Source organism: Synechococcus sp. CBW1004, assembly GCF_015840715.1.
Taxonomy (GTDB): domain Bacteria; phylum Cyanobacteriota; class Cyanobacteriia; order PCC-6307; family Cyanobiaceae; genus Cyanobium.
In genome coordinates, this window is record NZ_CP060397.1 from 638,983 (window position 1) to 665,794 (window position 26,812).

Genomic DNA, 26,812 nt, shown 5'->3' on the forward strand with positions numbered 1-26,812 from the left:
CCGGCCTCTCAGGCATCGGGCCGGGACGACCACCAGCGCTCGATCCGATACAGCAGGACCACCAGCAGCACCACCAGCCAGAACCACAGTTCCGGCGGGTTGGCGTTGAACAGGATCACCAGCAGCACCACCTCGCTTACGAGCCAGGGAAATTCCTGTCGCAGCAGGGGGTTACCGATCACGGGCCAACGCCGGTTCATCAGAGGTGTCAGGGGAGGGTGCCGGGCTGCCTGAGGTCCGGTCGGTTCCAGCGCCGGTCGATCCAGGGTGTGCGGTAGCCGCCGGTGAGCGAACGCAGGCCCGGGATCACGTAGGTGATCGGCGAGCGCCATTCCACATAGGCATGGGTGGAGATGGTGAGGCCATCGCGGATCGGGAACACACCGCTGCCTCGTGAGAGGGTCCAGCGGTAGCCATCGACGCTGGCCGGATCGCGCTCCAGTTCGATCTCACTGCGCATCACCGGGCCGTTCTTGACCAGCTCCTGGGCCAGCTGAGGGTTGCCCACGGTGGTGGAGATGTCCTCCTCGGTCGCGGGAAGGGTGAGCACCTGTGTGACCTTGCCGACGATGCCGCCGAAGCGCCCCCGCTGATTCCAGAGCGGCACCACCTCGACGGGAATGCCCAGCGGCAGGCGGCGGGCATCGGCCGGTGCGAAATAGGCCACCGCCTTGAGGGGCCGCTCGCGGGCATCCGGTTGTTCCGGGCGTCCGATCGTGCCCAGCCTCTGGCCGGTGCCCACGGTCTGGCCGGGAATGACCTGCAGATCGAGCACGGTGCCGTCCCGTTCGGCGATCACCTTGCCGTCGAAGGCGATGCGGGCTTCGATCACCCGGATCGCCCGGATCAGGTCATCGATCTGATAGCGGCGCTGCAGGGCCTGGGTCTCGATGTTGAGCTTGATCTGCTGAAAGTTGGTGAGAACCTCCTTTTCCTGGATCTTGATGGCGTCGAGATTGACGCCGGTGCTGGTCAGGCCCTGCTCAGCTGAGACCACCTCACTCGAGAGTGGGGCCACCACCTCACGCTTCGCCAGCCAGTCGAGCCGGCGCAGCTTGGAGGCGTAGGTGGCCTGCAACTGGCCATAGCGCTCGCGGTCACTGGCGAACTTGGCCAGGGAGGTCTCGAGCGAGCGCTTCTCGCTGCCGAGCCGCTGGGCATCCCGTTCATCGAGCCGGGCGTTGTCGCGCTGCAGTTGCGCGAGGTTGCCACGTTGCTGCTGGAGCTGGCGCTCCAGCACCGGCAGATACAGGGTCATCAACACCTGGCCGCGCCGGACCCGCTCGCCAACCCTGACTCCCACCTCGCGCACCTGGCCGCCGGCGCGGGCGTTGAGGATGCCGGCGTTTTCCGGGTAGATGAGCACGCCGGTGCCGCTCACCTCAGTGGGCACCGGCCAGAACAGAGCCCACAGCGCCAGCACGCCGCTGACGCCCGCGAGGGCCACCCCGACCTGGGCGTGGTCGCTGAGGCCGCCCCAGCCCCGTCGGGGAGAGGGCAGCGGCTCCGGCGGCGACTGGGCGGAGGGGGGAGATGGAGCCTGCATCCGGGCCAGCATGCAGGATGCCCCGTTGGCTGTCACCCCCCAGGGCGGCCGGGGCGCGGACCAGACGGAGATCAGCGGCGAGAGCTGCCTAGATTCAGGCCCTTCGCGGCGGACTGCTGAGCGGCTTCACCCGACCCCTGGCGCGGCTGATCGAGCAGTTCGAGCGCCTGCCCGGCATCGGGCCCCGCACCGCCCAGCGCCTGGCCCTGCACCTGCTGCGCCAGCCCAGTGAGCAGATTCAGGCGTTCGCCGAGGCCTTGCTGGCGGCCCGCAGCCAGGTGGGCCAGTGTCGCCGCTGCTTCCATCTCTCGGCCGAGGAGCTTTGCGAGATCTGCTGCAACGAGGAGCGCCGCAACGGCCAGCTGTGTGTGGTGGCCGATTCGCGCGATCTGCTGGCCCTGGAGCGCACCCGTGAATTTCGCGGCGGGTACCACGTGCTCGGTGGGCTGATCTCGCCGATGGATGGCGTCGGGCCGGAACTGCTGCAGATCCAGCCGCTGATCGAACGGGTGGATCGCGAGGGCGTCCAGGAGGTGATCCTGGCCCTCACCCCGAGTGTCGAGGGCGACACCACCAGCCTGTATCTGGCCCGGTTGCTGCGGCCGTTCACCGCCGTCAGCCGCATCGCCTACGGCCTGCCGGTGGGCAGTGAGCTCGAATACGCCGATGAGGTGACCCTGGCGCGGGCTATGGAGGGGCGGCGGCCGCTGGAGTGACGGATGTTTGGGGTTCGTGATCAGCTATACAGCAGAGATGGGTGGTTTTGAGTATGCGATAGGGAAGAACTGATCTGTTGGTGGTTTGATGATGCGTGGCCAGTCTTCCATCGCACTTGAAATTGAGAGCCTCTTCAATCTGTTCGATCACGATGGCGACGGAATCATCACTGCCACTGAGTTGGAACGGAGTCTCGCGAGCCTTCAGGAGGTGATCCCGGCAGCAAGCGCCGCTGAACTGCGTGCCCTCGTTTCTCAGCAGGGCCAGCTGCGGGTCGATCAGTTCGTCGCCTTGACCCAGGACCAACCCTGCTTTGATCTGACGGTCAACCTGCGCGCGTTGTTCCACCTGGTCGATCTGGATGGAAACGGATTCCTGAGCCGCCATGAAATCGGCGAACTGCTGCAGCTGTTGGACTGCAAGGCCACACCTGAGGCGATCGAATCATTGCTCGCAGCCCATGATCATGATGACAGCGGCACAATCGGCCCGGATGAATTCATCGCCATGCTCAATGAGCAGTCCGCAGTCTCGATTCGTCTCGCCGATCTGAAGCGCCTCAAGAAGAGCGCGATGCAGTACAGCCAGGCGGCCCGCACCCCCCGGATCGCCCTGGTGGAGGTGGATTGTGATCTCGGTGCCGGGATCCCTGGGGCCGGCTCCGGCATCGACATGCTCAAGCAGGCTGCTGCGCGTCAGGAGTCTCTGCGCGCGATCTGCGACAGCCTGCTGGCCGATATCGATGCTGGCCTCCAGCCCGCGCCGGCCCGCGCCGGTTCAGAGAAGCAGGCAGCTCACACGCCCTATGCCCGCAACATTGAATGCATCGCACAGGTGATGACCGAAGCCGCCGGACTGGTCTCCCGGGTGCGCAGTCAGGGACTCTTCCCGGTCGTGCTGGCTGGTGATCACTCGACAGCAGCGGGAACAATCGCCGGCTTGCGCCGCGCCCATCCCGGCAGCCGCATCGGAGTGGTGTGGATCGATGCCCATGCTGACATCCATTCACCCTTCACCACACCGTCCGGGAACATGCATGGAATGCCGGTTGCGATTGCAGCGGCTCACGACAATCATGGCCAGGCGATCCGGCAGCCGGATGCCTTCACGCTGACGCAATGGCAGCGCTGCAAGCAGCTCGCGGGGACAGGAAGCGCCGCGATGGAACTCTCTGATCTGATCTATGTCTCGGTGCGCGATACCGAACCAGCCGAGGATGATGCCCTGCGTGCCCACGGCATTCCTGTCATCACGACCGAGGACGTGCGCCGCAATGGTCCGGAAACGACTGCCCAGTCCTGTCTGGATTATCTCGGCAACTGTGATCTGATTTATGTGAGCTTCGATGTCGACAGCATGGATGCCACCATCTGCAAAGGCACAGGGACACCCGTTCCCGGAGGGTTGTGGCTTGATGAGGCACGACGCATCAACGCCGCTCTTCTGGCTGATCCAAGGGTGATCTGCTGGGAGATCTGCGAGATCAATCCTCACCTCGACACCCTCAATACGTTGGCCGAAGTCTCCTTGAGCATTTATCAGAGCGTGCTCGAGGTGTTGCAGCGGCGTCTCTGAGGCCCGTTGTTGCCGCCACAGCTGTTCAGTGCGGCTGAGTCCCTCGCCCCCACGCCATGAGACCGCCTGAGAACCCGTCAGCGCCCGATGTCTTCGGGCTTCTCAACAGCTTTCTGAGCTCTCCAGGACGAAGCGACGACGTCCTGGACGATGCCGCATTCGCACCCCGTCTCATCCTGCCCACGGCCGGTACATTGCCAGGCCTCGCGAGACGCCTTGGCGGCGGTTCTGTCGCCCATGGGTTGTGCGTGACCGGCCGCAGCCTGGCCCAGGCGATCTTCATCAACAACCCGGTCAGTGGTCTCCTGCTGCTCCTGGCCCTGCTGCTGCAGGGACCGGTGATGGCGCTGGTGCCTCTGATCGGCATCGCCGCTGCCAACCTCACTGCCAGCGTCATCGGCGCCGATGCGGCAGCCCGTCGCCAGGGGATTCATGGCTTCAACGGGGCTCTGGTGGGTGCCGCCGTGGCGGCCTTCGCCGCTTTCTCCAGTCCGGCGGCGACCCTGGCCTGGCTGCTGTCGGCGCTGCTGGCAGCCGCTTGCACCACGCTGCTGATCGAGACCCTCGGGCGCTCGATGCTGCATCGATTCGGGGTGCCCCCGCTCACCCTGCCGTTCTGCCTGGTCACCTGGCTGCTGCTTGCCGTGGCGCAGGCCCTTCCCGCAGGCGTGCTGCCCCTGGCGGACACCGTTCTCCTGCCGCCGCCTGAGCCGATGGCTCTGATGCTGCCCCTCGGGACGGTGCGCGGTTTCGCTCAGGTGTTTCTCTGCCATTCACTATCCGCTGCTCTGCTGGTGCTGGCGGCTGTAGCGGCCGCCAGTCCGCTGGCGGCTCTGCTGGGTCTGGCGGGAGGTCTGGTGTCGAGCCTCACCAGCCTGGCGCTGGGCATGGATCCTGCGTCCGTGGCCCTGGGCCTGGGCAGCTACAACGGCGTTCTCTGTGCCATCGCCATCGGCGGCATTTTCCATGCCCCCCTTCCTGCGAGCGTTGTGATGGCCCTCCTCACGGCCATCGCCAGCGCGCTGCTGGCTCCCCCCTTGGCCATGGCGCTCGGGGTGGTGGGCCTGCCCGCGCTGACCGGACCGTTCGTGCTCGCAACCCTGCTGATGCTGCCGGCGCTGCGTCGTCATCTGCCAGCCCTGCTTCCCGTGGCGCTGCACGCCCTGGTCACGCCGGAGGAGCACCGTCAGCGCCACAGGGTGGCCAGGATCTTGCTGGGCGACCTTTGCCGTCGTCTGAGCCGGGCGGTGCACGGCGAGCGCCGGCTCTGGTTGCTTCCCCAGATCACCCCCCTGCAGCGCAGGCAGCTCGGGCAGATGTTCACGCGCCTGGACAGCGACCAGGACGGTTCTGTCAGCCTTGAGGAATGGATGCATGCCCTGTCCGACCGGGACCCCCACACCACCCGTGCCCGCTTGCGCGAGGTGATGGCCTCCATGGATCTTGATGGGGATGGCCGGGTGGATCGGAACGAGTTCTCCGAGCTGATGCTTCGGCTCAGGCGGCTGGCCGCTGGCCGGAAGCGGCTGTTCACCTATCTCCAGCCCGTGGACCGCGACAGCGATGACCGCCTTGATCCGACTGAGTTCGACCGGTTGCTGCGCAGTGTCGGCCAGCCTCCGCTGCAAGGTGAGGAGCGGCGGCGCCTTTTCGCGAACACCGGCGGCACCCTCAGCTGGAGCACCCTCCTGGACAGACTGCTGCTCATCTGACTGCGGTACACCCGGTGCCCATCAACAGCCGTTACAGCGCCATCCCGCCGGCCGAGCGGCTGCCCGGCTGGCTGCGATCACCGATCGGCAATGCCAGCGCCCTGGAGGGAGTGCAGGGTGTGGTGAAGCAGCAGCGGCTGCACACCATCTGTGAGGAGGGTCGCTGCCCCAACCGGGGGGAGTGCTACACCGCCGGCACTGCCACCTTCCTGCTGGGGGGGCCGATCTGCACCCGCAGTTGCGCCTTCTGCCAGGTGGACAAGGGCCAGGCGCCCGCACCGGTCGATGCCGCTGAACCGCAGCGGGTGGCGGAGGCGGTGCGGCAGCTGGGCCTGCGCTACGTGGTGCTCACCGCCGTGGCCCGCGACGATCTGGCCGACCACGGCGCCGGCCTGTTCACGAGCACCATCGCGGCGATCCGGGCTGTGGATGGCGGCGTCCGCATTGAGGTGCTCACACCGGATTTCTGGGGCGGTGAGCGCGACCCCGAACGGGCCGAAGCGCTGCAGCGCCAGCGCCTGCAGACGGTGCTTGACGCTGCGCCGGTGTGTTTCAACCACAACCTCGAGACGGTGGAGCGGCTGCAGGGAGAGGTGCGTCGCGGCGCCACCTACCGGCGCTCCCTGGGTCTGCTGGCGGCGGCGCGCGAGCTGGCGCCTGGGATTCCCACCAAGAGCGGCCTGATGCTGGGCCTGGGTGAGACCGACCAGGAAGTGCTGCAGACCCTCAGGGATCTGCGGGCAGTGGACTGCCAGCGGCTCACCCTCGGCCAATATCTGCGGCCGTCCCTGGCCCACATCCCGGTGGCCCGCTACTGGAGCCCGGAGGAGTTCGAGGCGCTGGGCGCCATCGCCCGCGACCTGGGCTTCGCCGATGTGCGCAGTGGCCCGCTGGTGCGCAGCAGTTATCACGCCGAACTGGCCGGCTGAGGGGCTTCCCCGGGCCAGCCGGGACATCTCATCCGTCGTGCGGGTTCAGCGGTGAAGGCCTCTTCGAGCCAGGGGTCCTGTGGAGCCGATGGATGGCCTGGTGTCCGCATGCGGCCGATGCCACCCGCATCCGCCATCAGGGTCAGAAGAACCGCTGGCGGGATTCCGGGCGCCGGCGCTCCAGCGGCAGGGAGCGCTGGTTCTCCTCGGCGATCTGCAGGGCCGCCAGCGCGCCGGAGAGGCCCACCAGGGCCATCAGCGCCAGCCACCAGATCCCCGGGCTCCGGCCCGAAGGACTCCAGCGCTGTCGTCGTCGGGAGCGGCGCAGCGGGATCACCTTCGCACCGAGGGGCTCGCCGCAGCGACCGCACACCATCCGCCCACCCAGCGAGCGGTCGGCCTTCACGGCCCAGCTGCCGCATTTCGGACAGGACATCCACGCTCTGATCACCTGGGCCCATGCTGCAGCTGATCCAGCCCTGGCGCCTGCGATCGCGACCAGCCCTCCCAGCCAGGAGGCCAGCACGTGAGAGATCGCGATGCGCCGCTGATGGCCTGGAAACGGTGCGGAATGTCCCCATCCGGGAGCATCGCAGCCGGCACGATCCCGGGAGAGTGAACAGGTGCCGAAGCTTCCTTGATGGCCGCCACACCGACGTACACCTCCACCCTGAGCATCGGCGAGCTCATCGCCAATTACTCGCTGTATTGCAAGGCCCTGCGCATCCTCGTCCGCGAGGGCACCACGGTGGAGAAAGCGCGCCGCACCGTCTGCTGGACGCGTCTGCAGTCGCTGCATCAATGCCTGCCGCGGGAGTATCGCGATCCCGAGCAGCTGTTCTTCCTGCTGCGCCGGGAGCTGCAGAACGGTCCCAGGCCCTGAGCCGGTCGGTCGCTGGAGTGCAATCCCTTCGGCCTCCTCCCGTCCGTCCCCGCTTCGATCGTTCCGCGTCGGGTGGGGGAGGTTCCCTGCCGCACTCCCCCTGGCCGTGTATCAGCAGGGGCGCAGCTGCCCGGATCCGACGTACCGGCAGGACTCACCGTCCGGGATCCAGCACCACAAAGCGACTGCGCAGGTGCAGCGTGGCTCCGGGGGCCAGCTCCAGGCGACGGTCGCCGCTGAGCAGGGACTGGCGGGGCCCGGTCCAGGGCTCAAGGCACACCATCGGCCGCGGCGGTTCGCTCCACAGCACCACCAGATCCCAGGGATGGCTGCACTGCAGTTCAATCACCCGGCCGTTGCCCCGATCCCGCAACCGAACCGGGCCGGCGGGCCGGCTGAGCAGATCGATGCCATCAGCCAGCCGTGGCAGCTGCGTGGCCGTGGTTGCCGGAGCCATTGTCAGGTGATCGAAGCACGCGTCCGGCAGCCCTTCCACTGCGACGCTCTCCAGGCTCGAGACGGCGAAATAGGGATGCAGCCCGAAGCTGAACGGCATCAGCGGGGTTCCCGCTGCTGCGTCGGTGGCGCCAGCCCGATGCGGATCCGTCCCGAGGTGCTCCACGCTGGCACTCAGCTCCAGGCCGGCCTCCATCAGGCGAGCCTCCAACTTCAGCCGGAAGCTGAATGGATAGGCCGCCCGTGTCGTCGGGTCATCGGCCAGTTCCATCGCCACACCACGCCCGTCGGGCAGGGGCTCGAGCTGCCAGGGCAGATCGCGGGCGAACCCATGCTGCGCCAGGGTGAAGTCTCCCTGGGGCAGTGGCAGCCGGTTGCCGGGCAGCCCGCCGCAGATCGGGAACAGAACCGGCATACCGCCCCGCACTGACAGGGCCGGATCGGCGAAGCGCGCCTCGTCGAGATACAGGAGCTCGCGGCCCTGGCTACGCCAGCCGCTGATCAGCCCACCGCGCTCCGGCACCAGCCGCAGTCGATCACCGGTGGCGGGATCCTCGAACTCCCAGTGGGGATAGGGCGCGTCCCGGTGGATCAGAGCCATGGGATCGAAGGCGGGGTTGACGGCGCGGCCGGGCGGGCCCTGGTCCTGGCAGGCCGGGGTGACCCTGCCGCAGCCCGTTCAGGCTAGGAGCGGCCGGTGAGGGCGGTCCCGCCGCCGCGGATCCCGAGGGATCTGCATCTGCAGGCACAGCCTCGCAGTGGAGTCGCCGCATCTGGTCCCGGACCCCTTGGGGGTCAGCGGCGCTCCACCACCTGCAGGCCGATCGGCGCCACGGCGATGAGCGCCAGCTTGATGTGCTGGAGGCCGAAGGGGATGCCGATGATTGTCACGAAGCAGGCCAGGGCGGAGGTGAGATGCCCGATCGCCAGCCACCAGCCCGCCAGCAGGAACCAGATCACGTTGCCCACCAGCCCGAGCGGTCCGGTGCCCAGGTCGTTGTGGCCGGTGATCTCCGCCCGGCTGCGGGCTTCGCGGCCGAAGGGCCACAGGGAGAAGTTGCCGATCACGAAGCAGGAGCGCGCCCAGGGCAGACCCACGATCGTGATCGCCGCCACCAGGCCGGCCAGCCACCAGCCCAGCGCCATCACCAGACCGCCGCAGACGACCCAGATCACATTCAGCAGAAAGCGCAACATGCCGGTCGCCAGCCAGGGGCTCCAACGTAGGGAGTCCGGTCCTGGGCATCCCGGCCGATCCGCTGCGCAGTGCGGAGGCGCCGCACCCCGGGAGTGAACAGACAGGTCCTGCTGTCGCAGCTGGGGCTCAGATCGCCGTGATCCTTTTCCTGTCGCGGCTCTGCGGGTCGCTGATGACGCGGGTGGGCCAGCCGCCGGTGATCGGCGAGATCCTGTCGGGGATCGTGCTGGGGCCGACGGTTCTCGGCTGGATCACGCCCGGGACCATGCAGGCCCTCTTCCCCGGGCGTTGCGGCTGCCCCTGGAGTGGCTCTCCCAGTTGCGTCTGATCGCGTTCATGACGGAGAGCCGTACCCCACCACGACCCCAGAGCCTTCACATGCTGTTACAGTTGCAGTAACACTTTGAAATGTCCATGGACAACTCCTCCCGCTTCGGCTTTGTCGCCTTCGCCGAAACCTGGAACGGCCGCCTGGCCATGCTCGGTTTCGTGATCGGCCTCGCCACCGAGCTGCTCACCGGCCAGGGCATCCTCTCCCAGATCGGTCTGGGTTGAGCACATGAGCACCGACTACACCACCGCCATCGCCTGCGTCTTCGGCCTGGTGGTCGTCTTCACGGGGATGGTGACCTTCCTGCTCACCCGCCCCAGCGATCTCGCTCCCACTGGCAAACGATGACCTTCGGGACCCTGGCGCTTCTGCTCATCGGCACGTGGCTGGTCAGTGCCCTGCTGCTGCCGCGTGGCGCCGCGAACTGAATCCTTTCCGTCCATTCACCCCACCCACAGAGGCACCATGACCAACACCCCCGCCAATGACCGCTGGTTCCAGCACCGCGCCGAGGAGCTGATCCATATGGAGCAGCTCAAGCGCGTCGAGCTGTTCAACGGTCGCGCCGCCATGCTCGGCATCGTCATCGGCATCCTCACCGAAGCGATCACCGGCTCGGGCATTGCCCACCAGATCGGCCTCGGTGCCCTGGTCGACGGTTACGCCGCCTGCCGCACCCAGTTCCTGCCCTTCTGCTTCTGATCCCTTCCGTCTCCTGCGGGATCCTGCCGACCCCCGGGCACTGCCCGGGGGTTTTGCGTTGCAACCACCGCCAGCGACCGTAACCAGCGTGTTCATCAGCACGCACCGTTCTCGAGCGCACCTGACCCAATGGTGAGAACCTTCTGGCTGGCGCCGGTGAGGCCGGGCTGCAGGATCCACCGGCGCCTCCATCCTCAAGCTCTGCCATGACTGCACCGATGCCCCCGGATGTGCTGGTGATCGCGGCCAGCAACGGTGAAAACCTGAAGCTGGCCGAGCGCTTTGCAGCGGCCGCCCGCCAGGCCGGGCACAGCGCTGATGTGCTCGACCTCACCGCCATCGATCTGCCGCTGTTCACGCCGCGCTCCCAGGCCACCCTCACGGCGCCACCGGCCCTGGCGGCGCTGCAGGCCCAGCTGGCTGCCGCCCCACGCTGGGTGATCTGCACGCCCGAGTACAACGGCTCGATCCCGCCGGTGCTCACCAGTGCCATCGCCTGGCTGTCCGTGCAAGGCGATGACTTCCGCGCCCTGTTCAACGGCCGTCCGGTGGCGATCGCCACCCACTCAGGCGGCGGCGGCCACACGGTGCTGACCGCCCTGCGGCTGCAGCTCGCCCACCTCGGCGCCCACGTGGTCGGCCGCCAGCTGGTCAGCAACAAGCTCCAGCCTGCGAAGGACGACTCGATCGCCGATCTGATCCAGCGCCTTCAGCACCTCCACCTCACGCAGCCATGAGCCACTCCGCAGCCCCCTCCACCGCCAGCGGCCTGCTGTTCCGCCCTGCCGGCGAGCGCTTTCACAGCCAGCTCGACTGGCTCGATAGCTGGCACAGCTTTTCATTCGGCTCGCACGTCGACCCGGCCTGGATGGGTTTCGGTCCGCTGCGGGTGATCAACGACGACCGCATCGCCGCCGGCCGCGGCTTCGGCATGCATCCCCACCGCGACATGGAGATCATCACGGTGATGGTGGAGGGGCAGCTGAACCACCGCGATTCGATGGGTCACGCCGAGGTGCTGCGTGCCGGAGAGGTGCAGCGCATGAGCGCCGGCACAGGGGTGGTGCACAGCGAGATCAACGAAGGGGATCAGCCCTGCCGCCTGCTCCAGATCTGGATCGAACCGAACAGCGCCGGCATCGACCCCGCCTACGAGCAGAAGCCGTTCGCCATCGGCTCGGACTGGACACTGCTCCTCGATCCCGACCGCCGCGATGGCGCGATGGCGATCCATCGTCCCGTGAGGCTGTGGCGGGCCCGTCCCGCGGCCGGCGACGGGGTGGCTCTGGCCCTCACCGCCGGCAGCAAGGGTTGGATCCAGCTGATCAGCGGCGCCGGTGCCGTGGACGGACATCCGCTGGTGGCGGGCGATGGACTGGGCTTCGCCGCCGGATCGCTGCAGCGCTTCATCGCCGGCGCGGACGGCGCCGACCTGCTCCTGTTCGAGCTGCGCTGAGACGGCACAGCAGGTCCGCACGGCGGCCACTGCACGGAGCCGCAGCCGCCACGGATGGGCTGCCGCGCAGAGTCCATGGATGGGTGCCAGTCCCCTGCTGAGTGCTGGCGCCAGAGCGAGGGCCCACCATCCTGGGAGGAGTGCGTTCCAAACGAACCATGCCGTGGTTGCGCCGTCGTTGCGGGCCGCGTTCCGCCGGGCTGCTCGCCCTGCTTCTGATGCTGTTGCTGGTGGTCACCGGCGCCGGCGTTGGCGGGCTCATCCCTTCGGTTCATGCCGTTGCGGCGGTGTCCCCTGGGTCGCCCGGCTCCGGTGGCATCCCTCCCATCGCCGGCCCTGTGGCCCTGGATCCGGCGCCGGCTGCAGGGAATTCCAAGGCGTCCCGACCGGCAGGGGCACCACCGGATGAGCACTGGGTGACGCTCGATGGCCAGCGTGTGATCGAGATCCGGGTGGCAGCCGGAGCCCAGGAACCGGCGGCTCTGGCCCGCCAGGCCACCCAGGAGCTGAAGAAGCTTGCGGACGATCCGCTGTTGCGTCCGGACCAGCTGGTGGTGGTGGAGCATCCGCCCTACTGGATGGTGGCGCAGCGGATGGCCGATGGCACCACCCAGCCGAGGCTGGCGGTGGATGCGCGGGCGGCGAGCAGTTTCGGCCTGTCACAGCAGGCGCTGGCGGAGCGGTACCGCGATCAGCTGCGGGCGGCGATCCGCCGCTACCGCCGCAGCCACAGCCTGCAGTCCTGGCTGCGAGGCACCGCCCTCGCTGCAGCGCTGCTGGGGGTGTATCTGCTCTGGTTGCACTGGCAGAGGCGCCTGCACCGTGGCCTTCGCCGCACCCTGCTGGCCCGCTGCCCGGGCCTGCGCCTCGGGCCCACCCAGCTGCTGGAGCCGGCCCAGCTGCGTCGCCTGCTGCTGATCCTGCTCAACCTGCTGCACTGGGCCCTGCTGCTCCTGGTGAGCTACCTGCTGATCCCGCTGTTGCTCGGGTTCTTTCCACCCACCCAGGAGCTGGCGGCGGGCTTGCGCGGCCAGATTCTCGCGGCCGTCGGCGGGCTCGGCAGCCTTCTGCTCGCCCAGGTGCCCGCGCTGCTGGCGATCGGTCTGATCCTTGCGGTCACGGCCCTGCTGATGCGGGCCAGCAATGCCTGGTTCCAGGCGTTGGACCAGGGGCGGGTGCGCCTGCCGGGGTTCTATCCGGAATGGGGCCGTCCGACGGGCCGGATCGCAGCGGTCCTGATCGTGCTGGCCGGGCTGGTGACGGCCTATCCCTACGTCCCCGGCGCCGGCAGCAAGACCTTCCAGGGCGCGGGCCTGTTCGTGGGGGTGCTGGCAGCCCTCGGATCGAGTGCGGTGGCCACCAATGTGATCAGCGGTGTGATGCTCATCTACACCCGAGGCTTCCAGGAGGGGGATCGGGTGGAGATCAACGGTGTCCTGGGCGTGGTGCAGGACCGGGCGCTGCTCGTCACCCGTATTCTCACGCCGCGCCAGGAGGTGGTGAGCATCCCCAATGCGACCGTGATCGGGGCTTCGATCGTCAACTACAGCCTTGCGCAGCGGGAGTCCGGCGTGCCCGTGGCGGTGGCCACCACGGTCACCATCGGCTACGACGTGCCCTGGCGCCAGGTCCATGCTCTGCTGCTGGAGGCCGCCACCGAGACGGAGGGCATCAGCGACGATCCAGCTGCCTTTGTGCTGCAGACCTCCCTCAATGATTTCCACATCAGCTATGAGCTCAATGCCCATGTGCGGGAGGTGAGCCTCTACCGCCAATCCCTTTCGCGGCTGCTCGGAGCGATCCAGGACCGCTTCGCCGCCGCCGGCGTGGAGATTCTCTCGCCGGGCTATCACGCCGTCCGCAACGGCAATCGCAGCACGGTTCCACCGGCCTCCGCCTGAGCCCAGATCGTCAGCGGCGCCGGCTGTCTCTCAGCGTGCCTCCAGCGTCGTCAGCTTGTCGGATGGGGCGTCGGCGCGGTGAGCGACACCCCCCTCCCGTTCCACCCCCCCGCAGACGTTTCCGTTCAGTACCAGGGAACCCCAGAGGGGATCCTGGAGCGCAATGGGCCATCGAGTGCTGGCGCAGCCCGGACAGCCTGGCTGCGCCGCTCCGGGGCCACGGATCAGCCTCAGCGCTGCAGGAGCCAGCGCAGAAGCGACAGGGCGATGATCAGGCCGATGCCGATGTTCCACAGAAGCGCGGACCGGCCGCTCAGGCGTCGCAGCCAGTTGGGGAGGCGATCCCCCCAGTGCTCCACGGCCAGGACCAGCAGCAGGAACACCCCGAGCGGCAGCCCGATGGCCAGCAGCAGGTTCCGTGCCATCCAGCCTCGTCCGGTGACACCCGCAGCCTATCGACACTCTCCGGCCACTTCGCCCGCCGCCGGCAGCTGTCCTCCTGCGATCACTGGGCGCCCTTCCTCCCCCTGGTGGAGGGGGTGATCGTTGCAGCGGCCCAGGGAGGTGTGAGGGAGGTGCCTCTCTGGAGCTGGCCGAGTCTGCCGAGGCTGGACCCTGCTCATACTCCCCAGCTGGACCGCAGGCTGCCAGTAAAAAGCCGCCCCCCAAGGGGCGGCAGATTCCAGGCTGGAAGCCTGGCTCAGGGAGTACCCAGCAGGGAACTCAGATCACCAGCGACCGCCGCCGGAGTTGGCACTGGGGCGCGGCTCAGCCTTGTTGACCCGGATCATGCGGCCCATCCACTCCACATCCTGGAGGTCCTGGATCGCCTTGTTCTCGTCGCTGGCCTCGGCCATTTCGACGAAGGCGAAACCGCGCTTGCGGCCGGTCTCGCGATCGAGGGGCAGGCTGCACTTGCGCACCGAGCCGTACTCGGAGAACAGGCTCTGAAGGTCCTCCACTTCGGCATCGAAGGAGAGGTTGCCCACGTAAATCGTCATGAAAAGTAGAACTTATGAACCCGATTCGTCGAAAGCCCTGGAGAAAGTCGCTGGCCGAGTGGAAACCCGTGGAGTGTGGAACCCCGCGGTGCTCACCGTCTGGAGGAGAAACCCCTGAAGAGTGGTCGTTGAATCCCTCCAATCCTACACCAGAACTGTGGACGGTCGCTCTATTGTCCGCCGCCGGACGGCGTCGCCAGCAAAAAGCGCCGCGTCGGCGGCGCCTGGGCTTCCCGGAATCGTCCGCCAGGAGCTGCGGGCGACCCCGTTCATCCTGCGCTTGCGGGCGTGTCGTTGCCCGCAATCTTCCGCATCACCTCAGCTTCATGGGGCTGGGTGGCGTGGATGGCCCGCCTGCACCAGTCTTCCCAGCGTTGTCGCGGCCATCGTTCGCCGCATCCGGGTCAGGCGTTCCGCTCACGACCGGTTGTGTGGGCTTCGCCCTCTGTCGCGACCGGCTCGCTACCTTTCTCGCCCAAGCCGAGACAGACCCATGGCGGGCTCGCTGGTGGCCGAGAAGCGCATCCATGTTGTGCGCTGGCTGCTCACAACCGGTTGGCTGTTGATCATCGGCTCGCTGTTCTTTGATCCATTCACAGTCCGCTTCACCGAGCCTGATCATCCCTGGAGTCCACTGCGCCTGCCTGCCACCTGCGTGGAGGTGCAGGGGCGTTGCCTGACCGAAGCCGCCTATCCACTGGGTACGACGCTGTTCTGGGGAGCTGTCGTGCCCTCCGCCATCTTCGTGCTGCTGGTCTTCGGGCATGAACTCTGGCGCCGCATCTGTCCGCTCTCCTTTCTGTCGCAGATTCCCCGTGCGCTCGGCTGGCAGCGTCAGATCGAAACCCGAAATCCGAAATCTGGGGTGGTGCGCCGGCAGGTGGCCAGGCTCCCCGCCACCTCCTGGCTGGCTCGCCATTACTCCGCGCTGCAGTTCGGCTGGCTGTTCGTCGGCCTCTGCGGTCGCATTCTGTTCTTCAACGCCGACCGGCTCGTCCTGGCAGGGTGGCTTCTCTTCACCATTGCCGCAGCGATTGCTGTGGGCTGGCTATATGGAGGCAAGGCCTGGTGTCAGTACTTCTGCCCGATGGCTCCGGTGCAGGCCATCTATTCCACACCGGCTGGCCTGCTCGGCAGCCATGCCCATCAGAGCCCGAGGTCGATCACCCAGTCGATGTGCCGCACGGTGCTGCCGAATGGCGACGAACAGAGCGCCTGCGTGGCTTGTCAGCAGCCCTGCATCGATATCGATGCCGAGCGGATGTACTGGGCTCGTCTTGCCACACCGGCCTTCGCTTTTGAGCGTTATGCCTACGTCGGTCTGGTGCTCGGTTATTTCCTCTACTATTATCTCTATGCTGGAAACTGGGATTATTATTTCTCAGGCGCCTGGGTGCGTCAGCCTGATCAGCTTGCCCATCTGCTGAGTCCTGGTCTGTTTCTGTTCGGCAAGGCGATCAATCTGCCGAGGCTTGTGGCGGTGCCGATGGTCCTGGGGTTCTTCACCTGGCTCGGTTGGTTGTCGGGCCGTGCGATCGAAGCCTGGATGCGCCGTGGCGCCCGCCATCAGGGCGAGCAGCCCGAGATGACACGGATCCGCCACCGGGTGTTTGTCGTCGCCACTTTTGTGGTCTTCAATCTCTTCTTTCTGTTTGCGGGGCGGCCGTTGCTGCTGCTGGCACCTGACTGGGTGCAGTACCTGTTCGATGTGGCTGTGGTGGTCACGAGCAGCCTGTGGCTGGTGCGCAGCTGGCATCGCAGCCCCGCCCTGTACGACCGTGAAAACCTGGCGGAGCGCTTCCGGCGTCAGCTGGAGAAACTCGGTCTGGATGTGAGCCGCTTCCTCGAGGGACGCAGTCTGCGTGATCTCAGTCCCGATGAGGTGTATGTACTCGCGCGGATACTGCCGGGATTCGGCAGTGAACAACGCCTGGAGGCCTACAAGGGCGTTGTGCATGACGCTTTGCAGGAGGGGTATGTCAATGCCGCCAGCAGTCTTGAGGTGCTGCGGCGCATGCGTCAGGAGCTGGGCATTTCCGATGATGCCCACCGCCAGCTTCTCGATCAGCTGGGCGTCGAGGATCCCGCCCTGCTGGACCCTGATCAGCGTCGCAGCCTGGAGGATCAGGTGCGCTTGAGCGGCTACCGGCGTTCGCTCGAACGGCTCCTGCGCCTTCAGAACCGCGAGGTGAGTCGTGCCCTGGCGGATGGCGTCGACGCCGATCCGATCGATCCGAATGCTCTTGAGGCGCTCCGTCGTCTGTACTCGATCAGTGCCGGGGAGGACGAGCAGGCCAGAGAGCAGCTGGCTCCGGCGGAGGCGGCCGCCCGTCGCACGGCCTTGCTGCTGCAGCGGCTCGGCGAACTGAGCCAGACCCTTGCCGCCCTGGAGCACCCCACCTTGTCCGGCTTCGAGCCCCTGGTGGCTCTGGCAAGGGATCAGCTGCTCCAGAGACAGGAACTCTGCGGGCGCAGCATCCTGCGGGGACTGGGCACCCTGGGCTCCGATCCGTTGGTGCCTGAGCTGGCGCAACGGCTGGCGGCAACTCTGCCTGGCCTGGTTGAGGAGGTCCTCTCCGACGACGCCCGGCGTCGAGAGCTCTCAGCGGAGGTGCTCCAGGTGCTCCAGCAACCGCTGTTCAGCAACGAGCCCCCTCAGCCAACGCTCTCAGCCGCCCAGGCCCTGGCCGAACTGGATCGCCTCACCGCCGATCCCAACCCCTCGCTGGCTCTGGCGGCGGTGGTTCTGAGTGCCGCCCTCGATGCGGAAAGCGGCAGGCATCGTGCCGGCCAACTCGCTCAGGATGCGCAGGCACCGGCCTGGCTGCGGCAGACAGCGGCGCAACTGCTGAGCCTGGAGGGGCCCTGGCAGCTGGCCGCAATGCCGGAGCTGGAGAAGCGTGTCGTGCTGGCCACCAGTGATTTCTTCCGACACACCTGGAGCGACACGCTCGATGCGCTGGCGGAGAAGGCCGAGATCCGTGCCTATCAGTCCGGTGAGCTGATCACCGAGACAGGAGACACCTGTCGCGAACTGCTGCTGCTGATCGAAGGAAGCGCGAGGGTCGAGCACCGCAACGGCGGCCGGTGCTGGCTGGAGCAGATGCGGCCGGGGCAGGTGCTTGATGAGCTGGAGGTCCTCAGCAACAGCCACTCCGAGAGCACGATCGCTGCCGACATGGATGGCACACGAGTGTTGGCCGTACCCGTCGATTCCTTTGACGCCACCCTGGAGCGCGATCCCGAGTTTGCCCGCCGCGTCCTGGCACTCGAAACCCGGCAGCTGCAGCGGCTCACCCGTGAGGTCGGTCCGGCCGAATCGCGGCCTCTTTGAAACCTCATGGCGTCGTGTCGCTCCACGCCGTGGATCAGCCGACGCTCGACGGTGGTTCGATTCCAGCGCAGGAGAGAGGCTCCCGCCCGGCGCGACAAGCGGGGCAGTCGCGATGATGCCCAGAGCAGAGGGGTCAGCTCCCCGCAACTCCAGACCCGAGATCCGTGATGATTGATCCGATGTCAGCCCCCTCGAAGACTGCGCCATCAACAGGAACGGCAAGCTTCGCTGACTTCGCCCAACGGGCTGACTATTCCCTGATGAATACACTGCATGCCGATCCGCAGGCGACTGCGGATGGCTGTGATCACCAGGCCCGCGAGGTGTTCTCCGGTCACTATGTGCCGGTGACGCCCACGCCGCTTCCAGATCCAGAGCTCGTCGCCTACAGCAGCACGCTGTTCAGTGAACTCGGCCTCAGTGAAGCGCTGGCCCATGACGAGCCCTTCCTCCGCTTCTTCGCGGGTGATCTCAGTGTCGCCCGTGCGCCGATGCGCCCGGTTGGCTGGGCGACCGGTTACGCCCTGTCGATCTACGGCACGGAATACATTCAGCAGTGTCCGTTCGGAACTGGCAATGGCTACGGCGATGGCCGCGCCATTTCCGTGTTCGAGGGCCTCTTCAATGGCAGACGCTGGGAGATGCAGCTGAAAGGGGGCGGCCCGACGCCCTATTGCCGTGGGGCTGATGGACGGGCCGTGCTCCGCTCCAGTGTGCGCGAGTTTCTGGCGCAGGAGTTGATGCACGCCCTTGGAGTTCCCACCTCGCGCTCCTTGACCCTGGTTGTCTCGCGACTGGAAACGGTTCGTCGTCCTTGGTACGGGCCGAAGTCCAGGGCGTTCAATCCCGACATCCTGGTGGATAACCCTGCTGCAATCACGACCCGCGTGGCACCGTCGTTCCTGCGGGTGGGTCAGGTGGAACTGTTTGCCCGTCGCGTGCGGACCAATGCGCATCCGGGTGCATTGAACGAACTGCAGATGATCGTGCACCATCTGATCGAGAGGAACTACCGGCCAGACATCGATCCGACGCTGCCCTTCACCGAGCAGGTGGTGGCGTTAGCCGAGTGTTTTCGGGGACGCCTCATCTCCCTTGTGGCCAACTGGATACGCGTTGGCTACTGCCAGGGCAACTTCAACAGCGACAACTGTGCCGCCGGTGGATTCACCCTCGACTACGGGCCCTTCGGCTTCTGTGAGCTGTTTGATCCCCGCTTCCAGCCCTGGACCGGGGGAGGCGAGCATTTTTCATGGTTCAACCAACCTGTCGCGGCCGAAGCCAATTACCACATGTTCTGGGCCGCCATCCGGTTGCTGCTTGCCGAGCAGAACGATGCTCTGGCGAGGCTGGATCTGCTGCGGGAAGACTTCCGTCTTGCCATGAACCGTGAGCTCGAAGCCATGTGGGCGAGCAAGCTCGGCCTGCCCAGCGCTGACGCCATGCTGATCCAAGAGCTTCAGCAGCTCATGGTGGCGTCCAAGGTCGACTACACGATCTTCTTCCGCAGGCTGTCAGCCATTCCAGAGGATATCTCGGTCCTGAAGGGAAGCTTCTATCGACCCAGCTCAGAGCAGCTTGAGACCGGATGGGCGCAGTGGTTGCAGCGGTGGCGCACACAGATCACAGCCGGTGGTGACACCAGAGCGGCGTCCGCAGCGATGAAGCGGATCAACCCTCAGTTCACCTGGCGCGAGTGGTTGGTCGTTCCTGCTTATCAGCAGGCGGAGCATGGCGATTTCCGCCTGATCAAGGATCTCCAGGCGGTGTTCAACTCTCCCTATGAGGAACAATCAGAGGAGGTGGGGAGGACCTACGACCGCCTCAGGCCCGAGGAGTTCTTTCATGCTGGTGGCGTCTCCCATTACAGTTGTTCTTCATGAACGTACTCGCTTCCCTGAAGGGGCACGGGCGGGGATGGCATGTGGTTTCCATGGCGAAGAGCAACCTCTCAGGACCTCCGCAAGGACGGTCCTTCCAGGTGGAAGATCGATACGGACTTACTGATCGGGATTTCAATGACCAGCAGGCGATGCCCACGGCCCTCGAGATTAACGGGATCCCCTGACCACGGTCAAGGATCTGCGCCTTGCCTCTGGAGGCTCTCGGCTCTCCAGAGGCTCCAGAGCAAACAAATGGTCGCCGATTTGTCTGCCCCACTCGTTCAGGAGGTGGTGTCGCGTATCAGAATGGACCGCTTCATGACGGAAACGGCAGGCCCAATGTCACGCGTGTTCCGCTCCTGTGTTCAGAACCATATGCAGAGACATGATTGTTGTGATGAGGTGAGCTGATTCCGAAGGCTTCTGTCTTGTCGAGCGGTGGCATCGCCTTTGATTCAACGGTGCTCAATCAGATCAGCGGGGGTGTATCGCACCTTTGCCAGTCCGGCGTATTTGTCGGATGAATCGCGATAACCAGCAGCGCAAACCACGCAGCTGCGATAGGGGCTCCTCTCCAGATTCAGGATTCGGTCGTAGTCGGCTGGGGAGAAGCCCTCGATCGGGCAGGTGTCCACTCCCAGCAGTGCCGCACTGGTCATCAAGGTACCCAGGGCGACGTACACCTGTTTTGCGGTCCAGCACTCGATCTGCTGGCTCTGGGGACCGTCGATCAGATTCTTCTGCATCAGTTCGGGACTCCTGAAAAAGCCAGATCGACTGCAGCGCAGCTGGTTTCAGCGGTCGAGGCTCGCTAAACTGGCCTTGCAAGGGGCAATCGATGATTGCTGCAACTGTTCAACCCAGTGGATGTACCGGAAACACCATAACGGGCAGCTTTCAATCGAGGCGTTCCATCTCCCTTTTGGCGGAACATTGGACCCGGACAACCGCTGGGTGATCTTCTCCTCTCTGATGCCATGGGAAGAGCTGGAAGAAACGTATGCCCCTCAGTTCAGCCCCACGACTGGTGCCCCCGCGAAGTCTGTGAGATTGGCATTTGGTGCGCTGTTCATTAAGCAGCGCCTTGGCTTGAGCGATGAGGAAACCGTCGAGCAGATCCGAGAAAATGCATACATGCAGTATTTTTGGGTTTTGCCGGCTACACCAATAAATCACCATTCGACCCGTCGATGATGGTGCATTTCCGCAAGCGTTTCTCAGAGGACGACCTCAAGCGGATCAACGAACTGATTGCAGAACGCGGTAAGGCCATGGTGATCGAGGCTGTGTCGTCACGGCAAGATGACGACCCCCCCGACGATCCAAGTGTTGATGCTGGAACCCAGATCTCCATTGACGATTTCGTGAAGCCAGCAGATTGGCCCGAGGACAAGAACTGTGGAACATTGACCATCGATGCCTCTTGCACGCCAGCCGACATCACCTATCCCACTGATCTGAAGCTACTCAATGAGGCGAGGGAGTCAACCGAACGAATCATTGATGATCTGCGCAGTCAGCACCCAGATCTGCGTAAGCATAAGCCTCGATATGATCGAGGCAGGGCGCGTGCTGCTTTCCTCAATGTCGCCAAGCAGAAAAAGCCACGTCGTCGCAAAACAAAAGCCGCAATACGCCGCCAGCTCGACTACCTGCAGCGCAATCTTGATGCCATCGATGCCCTGATCGCCTCTGGCGCAAGCCTTTCGGGTCTCAAGACGCATTGGTGGCAGAAGCTTCTCGTGATCAGTGAGCTGCACCGACAGCAGACGATCTTGCTGTACTCCAAGACACGCAGCATGCCCGACCGCATCGTCAACTTGATTCAGCGACATGTTCGCCCCATTGCTCGTGGCAAAGCAAGAGCCGCTTTTGAGTTTGGTGCCAAAATTAGTGTTTCCGTGCGCAATGGCTTTGCCTTCCTTCACAGGATCAGCTGGGATCCGTACAATGAGTCCGAAGACTTGATTTCACAAACCAAGAAGTACAAGCGAGAGCATGGCTGCTACCCTGAGCGCATCTGCGCCGATCGCATCTACATCAACACTAAGAATCGAAACTTCTGTACGAGGAACAATATCCGACTATCTGGCAAACGACTTGGGAGGCCACCGAAGGATCCAGGAGTCAACGCTGTGCACCAGCAGCAGCTCAGCGCTGACCAGCGCAAGCGAAACGAGGTTGAGGGTGTCTTTGGTTCAGGGAAGCGCAAGTATTCACTTCAGTTGATCATGGCTCGCCTGCCTCAGGGTGCAGAAACGACGATCTCGATGGCATTCCTGGTGATGTGTGCCGAGAAGATCCTGAGGCTCCTCCGCCTCTTTTTTGTCGCGATTTATTCCTGGTTTTTGTGCGTTACAACGTCTTGGCTGGCTCTTGGTGGCGCCAAGAAGCATTTGCCAGTTTGAGGCAGCCGAATCGCCGGTTGCTGTAAAGCCGCGGATTCGAGCTGCCATCACCCCTGTTCGTCGGCTTGCCCCAGTGAGGCACGCGAGTCGTTTTTCAGGAGTCCCGAACTACGTGATGCGCCTGCGCGGTGATGCCGAGATCCACGGCACCGCAGCGCCTCTGGGCTGCCAGGTGCGCCGGCTGCGGTTGCCCCGCGGCCACTGCCGCGGTTTCCGGGATGTGCAGCTCTGGGGTGATGGCCAAAGGCGGGCCAATCTGGTGCTGGCCCGCCCGATCGGCATCAGGGCTTCCGAGCCCTGGTATCTGGTCAGCAACCAGTCTCCCGGCCTGGATCTGGTCTGGGCCTACGGCCAGCGCTTCTGCTGCGAGCAGCTGTTCCGGGACCAGAAATCGGGGATCTTCCAGCTGGAGAACAGTCGCCTGCGCGATCCAGCCCGCATCGATCGGCTCCTGCTGGTGGTCGCCATCGCTGTGCTGATCAGCAGTGTGCAGGGCTACACCGTCAGCCTCAGCGGCCAGCGCCCGCTGGTGGATGCGCACTGGAGACGTGGACTCAGCTTTGCCCGCATCGGTCTGCACTGGCTGCAGCAGAGCGCCATCGCCAGCGGCCGTGCCCTGCTGGCCTGGCTGCCGATTCCACTACGGCCCCTTGAACCCTGCATCCCCAGCCGCGGTGTGCGCAGACGGCAAAACGAGCCCTGGTCCACGCGGGTTGACCTGCCGCCACCGCTTCTGATCGCCGCCGCCGGACCGATGGCGATCGCATGACGATCTCGGATGAGATCTGTCCGTCAGTCAGGGTGCTCTGTCCGATGGCCCGCGGCGGCTGCGGCAGCAGGACCCTCAACGTGGAACTGCAGCAGCTGCTCAATCCTGACCCCAGCGAGCAGGTGGAGCGCTTCGGGTGGAGGTTTGCGCCGGGCGACAAGGTGATGCAGGTGGCGAACGACTACGAGAAGGAGGTGTTCAACGGCGATCTGGGCACGATCGATTCCCTCGATGCCGACAACTCCGAACTGACCGTGCTGTTCGAGGGCAAGCCGGTGGTCTACGGCTGGGGCGAGCTCGACAACCTGGTGCCGGCCTATGCCTGCACGATCCACAAGAGCCAGGGCAGCGAATACCCGGCGGTGGTGATTCCGCTGCTGACGCAGCACTACGCGATGCTGCAGCTGCGCGGCAGCAGCGATTTCGACACGCTCGCTGACTACCAGGCCTTTCTGGCGGAGGTCCGCGATGACTACAACCGTCCGCGTCTGTGCCGGCTGGAGCAAGAGAAAGCGGCGCTGCGGCCACTGCCGCCATTCCGCTTTGCCGACTACGACATCGAGCAGCTGACAGTGCGGCGCACCAGCACGATCGAGGTGCGCAAGGTGGTGTATTCGGTTCCGCCGCGGCTGATCGGCCAGCGGTTGACGGTGCGGATCTTCCACGACCGGCTGCAACTGCTGCTCGGCCGCCAGCTGGCCTGCGAACTGGAGAGGCTCCACGGCGGTGTCGAACGGCATGGACGGGCGTGGAGCATCGATCTGGAGCACCTGATCGATGCCCTGCGCCGTAAGCCGCGGGCCTTGCTGCACTGCCGCTATCAGCAGGAGCTGTTCCCCGATGAGCGCTGGTGGCAGCTGTGGCAGCAGCTGCGCAATGGCGGCGACCGTGACGCCGCCGCCCGCCTGGTGGTGGAAGCCCTGTATGTGGGCTGCCGGCTGGCCGGTTACGAGCCGGTTCTGACCTGGCTGGAAAAGGCCCACCAACGGCAGGGGCTGTCGCTGGCGGCGCTGCAGCAACGCTTCCGGTTGCCGCCCCATCGCCCCCTGCCCACGCAACGCATCCCTCAACACCCCCTGCAGAGCTATGACGATCTCCTCGTCCTCCGTGCCAAGGCCCCAGGCAGCGGAGGCCGCCCTGCCGATCCTGTTGCGGCAGCTGCGGCTGGCACGGATCCGCTCCCACTCGCAGAGCATCGCCTCGCAAGCTGAGACCGAGGGCTGGAGCCACAGCCAATTTCTCTATTCCCTCTGCGAGCAGGAGGTGGAGCAGCGCCAGCAGGCCCGCCAGCAACGGCTGCTGCGTTCGGCCCAGCTGCCCTGGAGCAAGGCGCTCGCGGACTATGACCACAGCGGCAGAATCGAGGCCGGCCCATGGCAGGAGCTGGAGGGGCTGACCCACCAGAGCGAATGGCTGCAGCGGGGTGAGAACGTGCTGTTGTTCGGCCCCAGCGGCGTCGGCAAGACCCATCTGGCGATCGGCATCGTCCTGGCGCAGATTGCGTTGGATCAGCCCTGCCGCTTTTACCCAGCCACGGCACTGGTGCAGGAGCTGCAGAAGGCCCGCGCCGACTACAACCTGCCGCAGGCACTGGAGCGGCTGGATCGCTACCCGCTGCTGCTGATCGATGACATCGGCTATGTGCGGCGCGATGAGCAGGAGAGCAGTGTGCTGTTTGAGCTGATCTGCCACCGCTACGAGCGCCGATCGCTGCTGATCAGCGCCAATCAGCCGTTCACGGCCTGGGATGAGATCTTCCCCAGCAGCTCGATGACCGTCGCGGCGGTGGATCGGCTGGTGCATCACTGCCACATCGTCGAGATCGGCGGCGACAGCCACCGCCGCGCCGATGCCGAACGCCGCGCAGGGAGGCGGCGCAAGGAGCAGGGATAGGGCGAGGAGACATTGACGCGAGGCGACAACCTGGCGCCGATCAGCGCAGCCCCCGGTGGTGAGCTCCGCGCTGCCGGCGGACTATGGGGTCCGCCGGCTCGTGCGCTCCGCCAGAGGTTGGGGCGGAGAGTCACCAGCGGTACCGGCCAACCGGGTTGTCGTCTGCTGCCGAACACGAAAAGCCAGTGCTGATCGGACTTCTGGCAGGCAGGTGGCTCAGTTTTCATGTCGCCGCCCCCAGGTTGTCGCCGGCGACAACCTGGGGGCGATCAGGGACTCTCACCGGCCAACTTGGTTGTCGCGAAACGGCCAAGGGGGTTGACGCGGATCACTGCAGCGCAACCTCGTCTACACCGGCCTCACTCGCGGCAAGCAGCTGGTGGTGCTGGTGGGGCAGAAGAAGGCTCTGGCGATGGCGGTCAAAAACCACCGCGGCCGGAAGCGTTACACCCGCCTGCAGGCCCTGCTCACCGGCTGATCCGCCGGGGCCGCTGTGCGGTGTCGATCAGCAGGTTCTGCAGCAACTCCCGGCTGCTCACCAGCAGGTGGGCTATCCAGGTTCCCGTCAGCTTCGGCTCCGCCACTCGATCACCCCTGCAGCGGCTGATGCGCTGCTTGATCTCAGCAAGCTCCCGGCCGATGTTGCGCACCATCGCCTCGGTGGTCTCGCGCGGCATGGGGACATGCGGCTTTTGCATGGCTTCCACCCTGTCGTGTCTTCAGCCGAACCGGTAGTGCTTGCGCACCGGGGCCTGCACGTCCCAGGTGCAGCTCAGGCCCTGCTCGAACACCACCAGATCACCGGCTCCGAACCGCACTGGCTCACCGCCATCGGGGATGACAGTGACATCTCCCTCCAACAGCAGACAGGTCTCCTGCTCGTCGTAGGTCCAGGGGAAGGTGCTGACCCCACAGCCCCAGGTCGGCCAGCTCTTCACGCCCAGGCTCTGCAGCTCCGCCGGATCCGGGTTGGACGTGACCGTGATGCCAGCTGCCATGGCTGTCTGCGTGAGGACCTGGGGCATTGTCGGCGGGAGCCAGGCAATAGGCGGTGAGCACAGCCCGGATGGGGTGCTCATCCACGACAGCCGCGATGGGTCATGGCCACTGCCACCTCCACTCCTCCTCCCGCCACCAGCACTGCCGCCGCCTCCAGCGGCCAGGGCGCTGACGACAGCTACGCACCCGCCGGCCAGAGCGCCGATGGGGGTGCTGATCCCCAGGGCGACACCACCTCAGGCGAATCGGCAGCTCCGCCGGCTACGGCAGCCGCCGCGGCTGCTGAACCCGGAGGTGACGACAGCCGCTCCTCCGATCCGCTCAAGGCCGAACGCCGCAAGAACAACCAGCTGGAAAAGGAGATCCGCACCCTCCGCCAGCAGCTGAACCGCTTCTCGGAGATCAACCCCGAGGAATACTCCCGTCTTCAGGAGGCCGAGCGCCAGAAGCAGGTGCTCGAGGAGCGCATGGAGCTGCGCGAGCGCCAGATGGAGGAGGCCTCCGCCCAGAAGGTGGCCGCCGTCGCTGCTGAGCGCGATGAGGCCAAACAGCAGGTGCTCCAGCTCCGCAAGGACCGCCTGCTGGAGCGCGCCTTCTCCCAGGCCGAGGGCCGCACCGGCGGTGATCGCCGCGGGACGTTCTTCGACATCTTCAAGGGGCAGCTGGGCGGCTGCTTCCGCCTGGGCACCGACAAGGACGGCAAGGACGTGCTCGAACCGCTGGACGGCCAGGGCAAACCCTTGCTCGGTGATGACGGCCGGCCCCTGACCACCGCCGACTTCCTCGACGAGATGCGGGTGCATCCCGTCTACGGCTTCCTGTTCCAGCAGCGGGGCCCGGCCGGGATGCAGGCCGCCGGCGCCATGACGGCCTCCGGCATCGCCAGCAACGGCGAACCGCTCAACCCCCAGGCCATGAGCGCCTCGGAGCTCTACCGCGCCTCCTTCGTAGTCAACGGCCGCACCCCCTCCCGCCGGCCCTGAGGGGCCAGGGGCCCCTTCCATGTGGGATCTCGGGCTGTGCCGGGTGGACGGCAATGGGGAGAGGTGGGCTGGCCGGGCCGCCAATCGTGTCTCGCTGCTCAGGCCGGCCACCTGCTCCACTCCGAGGCGTCCCGTG

The 26,812-nt window shown here is 65.8% G+C and carries 29 protein-coding genes; 19 read left to right on the forward strand and 10 right to left on the reverse strand.

Annotated elements, in window-relative coordinates; translation table 11 throughout:
• Positions 1–8: 8 nt before the first annotated feature.
• Both H8F25_RS03055 and H8F25_RS03060 read right to left on the reverse strand, forming a co-directional pair.
• Entirely contained in the window at positions 9–200 is a 192-nt protein-coding gene (locus tag H8F25_RS03055; protein ID WP_197211961.1) for a hypothetical protein, read from the reverse strand.
• An 8-nt stretch (positions 201–208) separates the two neighbouring features.
• The gene (locus H8F25_RS03060) at positions 209–1,546 is read right to left on the reverse strand and encodes an NHLP bacteriocin system secretion protein (protein WP_197211962.1); all 1,338 of its coding nucleotides are present in this window, start codon (positions 1,544–1,546) and stop codon (positions 209–211) included.
• A 146-nt stretch (positions 1,547–1,692) separates the two neighbouring features.
• Here H8F25_RS03060 and recR point away from each other — a divergent pair, with 146 nt between their 5' ends.
• The 4 genes from recR (at position 1,693) to lipA (ending at position 6,479) form a co-directional block, all read left to right on the forward strand.
• Positions 1,693–2,262 (forward strand): recombination mediator RecR, encoded by a 570-nt coding sequence (gene recR / locus H8F25_RS03065; protein WP_231597303.1) that lies wholly within the window; start codon positions 1,693–1,695, stop codon positions 2,260–2,262.
• Between the two features lie 91 nt (positions 2,263–2,353).
• Positions 2,354–3,838 (forward strand): arginase family protein, encoded by a 1,485-nt coding sequence (locus H8F25_RS03070; RefSeq protein WP_197211963.1) that lies wholly within the window; start codon positions 2,354–2,356, stop codon positions 3,836–3,838.
• A gap of 248 nt (positions 3,839–4,086) precedes the next feature.
• Positions 4,087–5,550 carry an urea transporter gene (locus tag H8F25_RS03075; protein WP_197211964.1) on the forward strand — a complete coding sequence of 488 codons (1,464 nt, stop codon included), beginning with the start codon at positions 4,087–4,089 and terminating at the stop codon, positions 5,548–5,550.
• Between the two features lie 20 nt (positions 5,551–5,570).
• Entirely contained in the window at positions 5,571–6,479 is a 909-nt protein-coding gene (gene lipA / locus H8F25_RS03080; RefSeq protein ID WP_370525867.1) for a lipoyl synthase, read from the forward strand.
• Between the two features lie 142 nt (positions 6,480–6,621).
• On the opposite strand, the gene H8F25_RS03085 is transcribed toward lipA, so the two are convergent.
• Positions 6,622–6,915, reverse strand: a complete 294-nt coding sequence (locus tag H8F25_RS03085) for a hypothetical protein (protein WP_197211966.1) — start codon at positions 6,913–6,915, stop codon at positions 6,622–6,624.
• Between the two features lie 204 nt (positions 6,916–7,119).
• On the opposite strand from H8F25_RS03085, the gene H8F25_RS03090 reads away from it, so the two are divergent.
• Positions 7,120–7,362: a DUF3136 domain-containing protein gene (locus H8F25_RS03090; RefSeq protein WP_197211967.1), complete on the forward strand. Its 243-nt coding sequence runs from the start codon at positions 7,120–7,122 to the stop codon at positions 7,360–7,362.
• Between the two features lie 154 nt (positions 7,363–7,516).
• Here the strand turns inward: H8F25_RS03090 and H8F25_RS03095 are convergent, their stop codons facing one another.
• Positions 7,517–8,419, reverse strand: a complete 903-nt coding sequence (locus H8F25_RS03095) for a galactose mutarotase (protein ID WP_197211968.1) — start codon at positions 8,417–8,419, stop codon at positions 7,517–7,519.
• 194 nt (positions 8,420–8,613) lie between these two features.
• Positions 8,614–9,015, reverse strand: coding sequence for a YccF domain-containing protein (locus H8F25_RS03100; protein ID WP_197211969.1), 402 nt, complete (start codon positions 9,013–9,015; stop codon positions 8,614–8,616).
• A 173-nt stretch (positions 9,016–9,188) separates the two neighbouring features.
• On the opposite strand from H8F25_RS03100, the gene H8F25_RS18080 reads away from it, so the two are divergent.
• The 6 genes from H8F25_RS18080 to H8F25_RS03130 all read left to right on the forward strand — a co-directional run bounded on the left by H8F25_RS18080 (position 9,189) and on the right by H8F25_RS03130 (position 13,406).
• Positions 9,189–9,344 (forward strand): hypothetical protein, encoded by a 156-nt coding sequence (locus tag H8F25_RS18080; protein WP_370525868.1) that lies wholly within the window; start codon positions 9,189–9,191, stop codon positions 9,342–9,344.
• 80 nt (positions 9,345–9,424) lie between these two features.
• Complete coding sequence (locus H8F25_RS03110) at positions 9,425–9,571, forward strand: chlorophyll a/b-binding protein (protein WP_197211971.1); 147 nt, start codon at positions 9,425–9,427, stop codon at positions 9,569–9,571.
• A gap of 241 nt (positions 9,572–9,812) precedes the next feature.
• Entirely contained in the window at positions 9,813–10,049 is a 237-nt protein-coding gene (locus H8F25_RS03115) for a chlorophyll a/b-binding protein (RefSeq protein WP_197211972.1), read from the forward strand.
• A gap of 206 nt (positions 10,050–10,255) precedes the next feature.
• Entirely contained in the window at positions 10,256–10,786 is a 531-nt protein-coding gene (locus H8F25_RS03120) for an NADPH-dependent FMN reductase (protein ID WP_231597030.1), read from the forward strand.
• A complete protein-coding gene (locus H8F25_RS03125; protein WP_197211973.1) occupies positions 10,783–11,505 on the forward strand; it encodes a pirin-like bicupin family protein in 723 nt (240 codons plus the stop codon). Before H8F25_RS03120 ends, H8F25_RS03125 begins: the two co-directional genes overlap by 4 nt.
• 158 nt (positions 11,506–11,663) lie before the next feature.
• Complete coding sequence (locus tag H8F25_RS03130; protein ID WP_231597031.1) at positions 11,664–13,406, forward strand: mechanosensitive ion channel family protein; 1,743 nt, start codon at positions 11,664–11,666, stop codon at positions 13,404–13,406.
• 230 nt (positions 13,407–13,636) lie between these two features.
• On the opposite strand, the gene H8F25_RS03135 is transcribed toward H8F25_RS03130, so the two are convergent.
• Both H8F25_RS03135 and H8F25_RS03140 read right to left on the reverse strand, forming a co-directional pair.
• Entirely contained in the window at positions 13,637–13,831 is a 195-nt protein-coding gene (locus H8F25_RS03135; RefSeq protein ID WP_197211974.1) for a hypothetical protein, read from the reverse strand.
• A 303-nt stretch (positions 13,832–14,134) separates the two neighbouring features.
• Entirely contained in the window at positions 14,135–14,407 is a 273-nt protein-coding gene (locus tag H8F25_RS03140) for an RNA-binding protein (protein WP_197211975.1), read from the reverse strand.
• Between the two features lie 493 nt (positions 14,408–14,900).
• On the opposite strand from H8F25_RS03140, the gene H8F25_RS03145 reads away from it, so the two are divergent.
• Together H8F25_RS03145 and H8F25_RS03150 are read left to right on the forward strand one after the other, a co-directional pair.
• Positions 14,901–17,741, forward strand: coding sequence for a cyclic nucleotide-binding domain-containing protein (locus H8F25_RS03145; protein WP_197211976.1), 2,841 nt, complete (start codon positions 14,901–14,903; stop codon positions 17,739–17,741).
• A gap of 167 nt (positions 17,742–17,908) precedes the next feature.
• On the forward strand, positions 17,909–19,624 hold the full coding sequence (locus tag H8F25_RS03150; RefSeq protein ID WP_231597032.1) for a protein adenylyltransferase SelO family protein: 1,716 nt from the start codon (positions 17,909–17,911) through the stop codon (positions 19,622–19,624).
• 455 nt (positions 19,625–20,079) lie between these two features.
• Here H8F25_RS03150 and H8F25_RS03155 read toward each other — a convergent pair whose 3' ends face one another.
• On the reverse strand, positions 20,080–20,370 hold the full coding sequence (locus H8F25_RS03155) for a nitroreductase family protein (RefSeq protein WP_197211977.1): 291 nt from the start codon (positions 20,368–20,370) through the stop codon (positions 20,080–20,082).
• Positions 20,371–20,491: 121 nt separating this feature from the next.
• Between H8F25_RS03155 and H8F25_RS03160 the strand changes: the two genes are divergently transcribed.
• The 5 genes from H8F25_RS03160 to istB all read left to right on the forward strand — a co-directional run bounded on the left by H8F25_RS03160 (position 20,492) and on the right by istB (position 24,694).
• On the forward strand, positions 20,492–20,818 hold the full coding sequence (locus tag H8F25_RS03160; RefSeq protein ID WP_197211978.1) for a transposase: 327 nt from the start codon (positions 20,492–20,494) through the stop codon (positions 20,816–20,818).
• Positions 20,770–22,032, forward strand: a complete 1,263-nt coding sequence (locus H8F25_RS03165; RefSeq protein ID WP_197211979.1) for an IS5 family transposase — start codon at positions 20,770–20,772, stop codon at positions 22,030–22,032. Before H8F25_RS03160 ends, H8F25_RS03165 begins: the two co-directional genes overlap by 49 nt.
• A 115-nt stretch (positions 22,033–22,147) precedes the next feature.
• Entirely contained in the window at positions 22,148–22,801 is a 654-nt protein-coding gene (locus H8F25_RS03170; protein ID WP_197211980.1) for a hypothetical protein, read from the forward strand.
• Entirely contained in the window at positions 22,798–24,012 is a 1,215-nt protein-coding gene (locus H8F25_RS17510; RefSeq protein ID WP_231597033.1) for an ATP-dependent RecD-like DNA helicase, read from the forward strand. The genes H8F25_RS03170 and H8F25_RS17510 overlap by 4 nt, the downstream gene beginning before the upstream one ends.
• Entirely contained in the window at positions 23,951–24,694 is a 744-nt protein-coding gene (istB, locus tag H8F25_RS03180) for an IS21-like element helper ATPase IstB (RefSeq protein ID WP_231597034.1), read from the forward strand. Before H8F25_RS17510 ends, istB begins: the two co-directional genes overlap by 62 nt.
• Before the next feature lie 467 nt (positions 24,695–25,161).
• Here the strand turns inward: istB and H8F25_RS03185 are convergent, their stop codons facing one another.
• Both H8F25_RS03185 and H8F25_RS03190 read right to left on the reverse strand, forming a co-directional pair.
• Positions 25,162–25,371, reverse strand: a complete 210-nt coding sequence (locus H8F25_RS03185; RefSeq protein ID WP_231597035.1) for a hypothetical protein — start codon at positions 25,369–25,371, stop codon at positions 25,162–25,164.
• A 42-nt stretch (positions 25,372–25,413) separates the two neighbouring features.
• Entirely contained in the window at positions 25,414–25,692 is a 279-nt protein-coding gene (locus tag H8F25_RS03190; protein WP_231597036.1) for a cupin domain-containing protein, read from the reverse strand.
• A gap of 102 nt (positions 25,693–25,794) precedes the next feature.
• Here H8F25_RS03190 and H8F25_RS03195 point away from each other — a divergent pair, with 102 nt between their 5' ends.
• A complete protein-coding gene (locus tag H8F25_RS03195; protein WP_197211984.1) occupies positions 25,795–26,676 on the forward strand; it encodes a hypothetical protein in 882 nt (293 codons plus the stop codon).
• The last annotated feature ends 136 nt before the right edge of the window (positions 26,677–26,812 follow it).

Coding starts and splice junctions, on each gene's coding strand:
- H8F25_RS03115 (WP_197211972.1), top strand. CDS start 9,813: ATGACCAACACCCCCGCCAATGACCGCTGGTTCCAGCACCGCGCCGAG.
- H8F25_RS17510 (WP_231597033.1), top strand. CDS start 22,798: ATGACGATCTCGGATGAGATCTGTCCGTCAGTCAGGGTGCTCTGTCCG.
- H8F25_RS03185 (WP_231597035.1), bottom strand. CDS start 25,371: ATGCCGCGCGAGACCACCGAGGCGATGGTGCGCAACATCGGCCGGGAG.
- H8F25_RS03155 (WP_197211977.1), bottom strand. CDS start 20,370: ATGCAGAAGAATCTGATCGACGGTCCCCAGAGCCAGCAGATCGAGTGC.
- H8F25_RS03100 (WP_197211969.1), bottom strand. CDS start 9,015: ATGTTGCGCTTTCTGCTGAATGTGATCTGGGTCGTCTGCGGCGGTCTG.
- H8F25_RS03085 (WP_197211966.1), bottom strand. CDS start 6,915: ATGTCCTGTCCGAAATGCGGCAGCTGGGCCGTGAAGGCCGACCGCTCG.
- H8F25_RS03170 (WP_197211980.1), top strand. CDS start 22,148: ATGCGCCTGCGCGGTGATGCCGAGATCCACGGCACCGCAGCGCCTCTG.
- H8F25_RS03190 (WP_231597036.1), bottom strand. CDS start 25,692: ATGGCAGCTGGCATCACGGTCACGTCCAACCCGGATCCGGCGGAGCTG.
- H8F25_RS03060 (WP_197211962.1), bottom strand. CDS start 1,546: ATGCAGGCTCCATCTCCCCCCTCCGCCCAGTCGCCGCCGGAGCCGCTG.
- H8F25_RS03125 (WP_197211973.1), top strand. CDS start 10,783: ATGAGCCACTCCGCAGCCCCCTCCACCGCCAGCGGCCTGCTGTTCCGC.
- H8F25_RS03140 (WP_197211975.1), bottom strand. CDS start 14,407: ATGACGATTTACGTGGGCAACCTCTCCTTCGATGCCGAAGTGGAGGAC.
- H8F25_RS03120 (WP_231597030.1), top strand. CDS start 10,256: ATGACTGCACCGATGCCCCCGGATGTGCTGGTGATCGCGGCCAGCAAC.
- H8F25_RS03195 (WP_197211984.1), top strand. CDS start 25,795: ATGGCCACTGCCACCTCCACTCCTCCTCCCGCCACCAGCACTGCCGCC.
- H8F25_RS03130 (WP_231597031.1), top strand. CDS start 11,664: ATGCCGTGGTTGCGCCGTCGTTGCGGGCCGCGTTCCGCCGGGCTGCTC.
- H8F25_RS03145 (WP_197211976.1), top strand. CDS start 14,901: ATGGCGGGCTCGCTGGTGGCCGAGAAGCGCATCCATGTTGTGCGCTGG.
- H8F25_RS03055 (WP_197211961.1), bottom strand. CDS start 200: ATGAACCGGCGTTGGCCCGTGATCGGTAACCCCCTGCTGCGACAGGAA.
- H8F25_RS03110 (WP_197211971.1), top strand. CDS start 9,425: ATGTCCATGGACAACTCCTCCCGCTTCGGCTTTGTCGCCTTCGCCGAA.
- H8F25_RS18080 (WP_370525868.1), top strand. CDS start 9,189: ATGACGCGGGTGGGCCAGCCGCCGGTGATCGGCGAGATCCTGTCGGGG.
- H8F25_RS03135 (WP_197211974.1), bottom strand. CDS start 13,831: ATGGCACGGAACCTGCTGCTGGCCATCGGGCTGCCGCTCGGGGTGTTC.
- H8F25_RS03070 (WP_197211963.1), top strand. CDS start 2,354: ATGCGTGGCCAGTCTTCCATCGCACTTGAAATTGAGAGCCTCTTCAAT.
- H8F25_RS03160 (WP_197211978.1), top strand. CDS start 20,492: ATGTACCGGAAACACCATAACGGGCAGCTTTCAATCGAGGCGTTCCAT.
- H8F25_RS03150 (WP_231597032.1), top strand. CDS start 17,909: ATGATTGATCCGATGTCAGCCCCCTCGAAGACTGCGCCATCAACAGGA.
- H8F25_RS03095 (WP_197211968.1), bottom strand. CDS start 8,419: ATGGCTCTGATCCACCGGGACGCGCCCTATCCCCACTGGGAGTTCGAG.
- H8F25_RS03090 (WP_197211967.1), top strand. CDS start 7,120: ATGGCCGCCACACCGACGTACACCTCCACCCTGAGCATCGGCGAGCTC.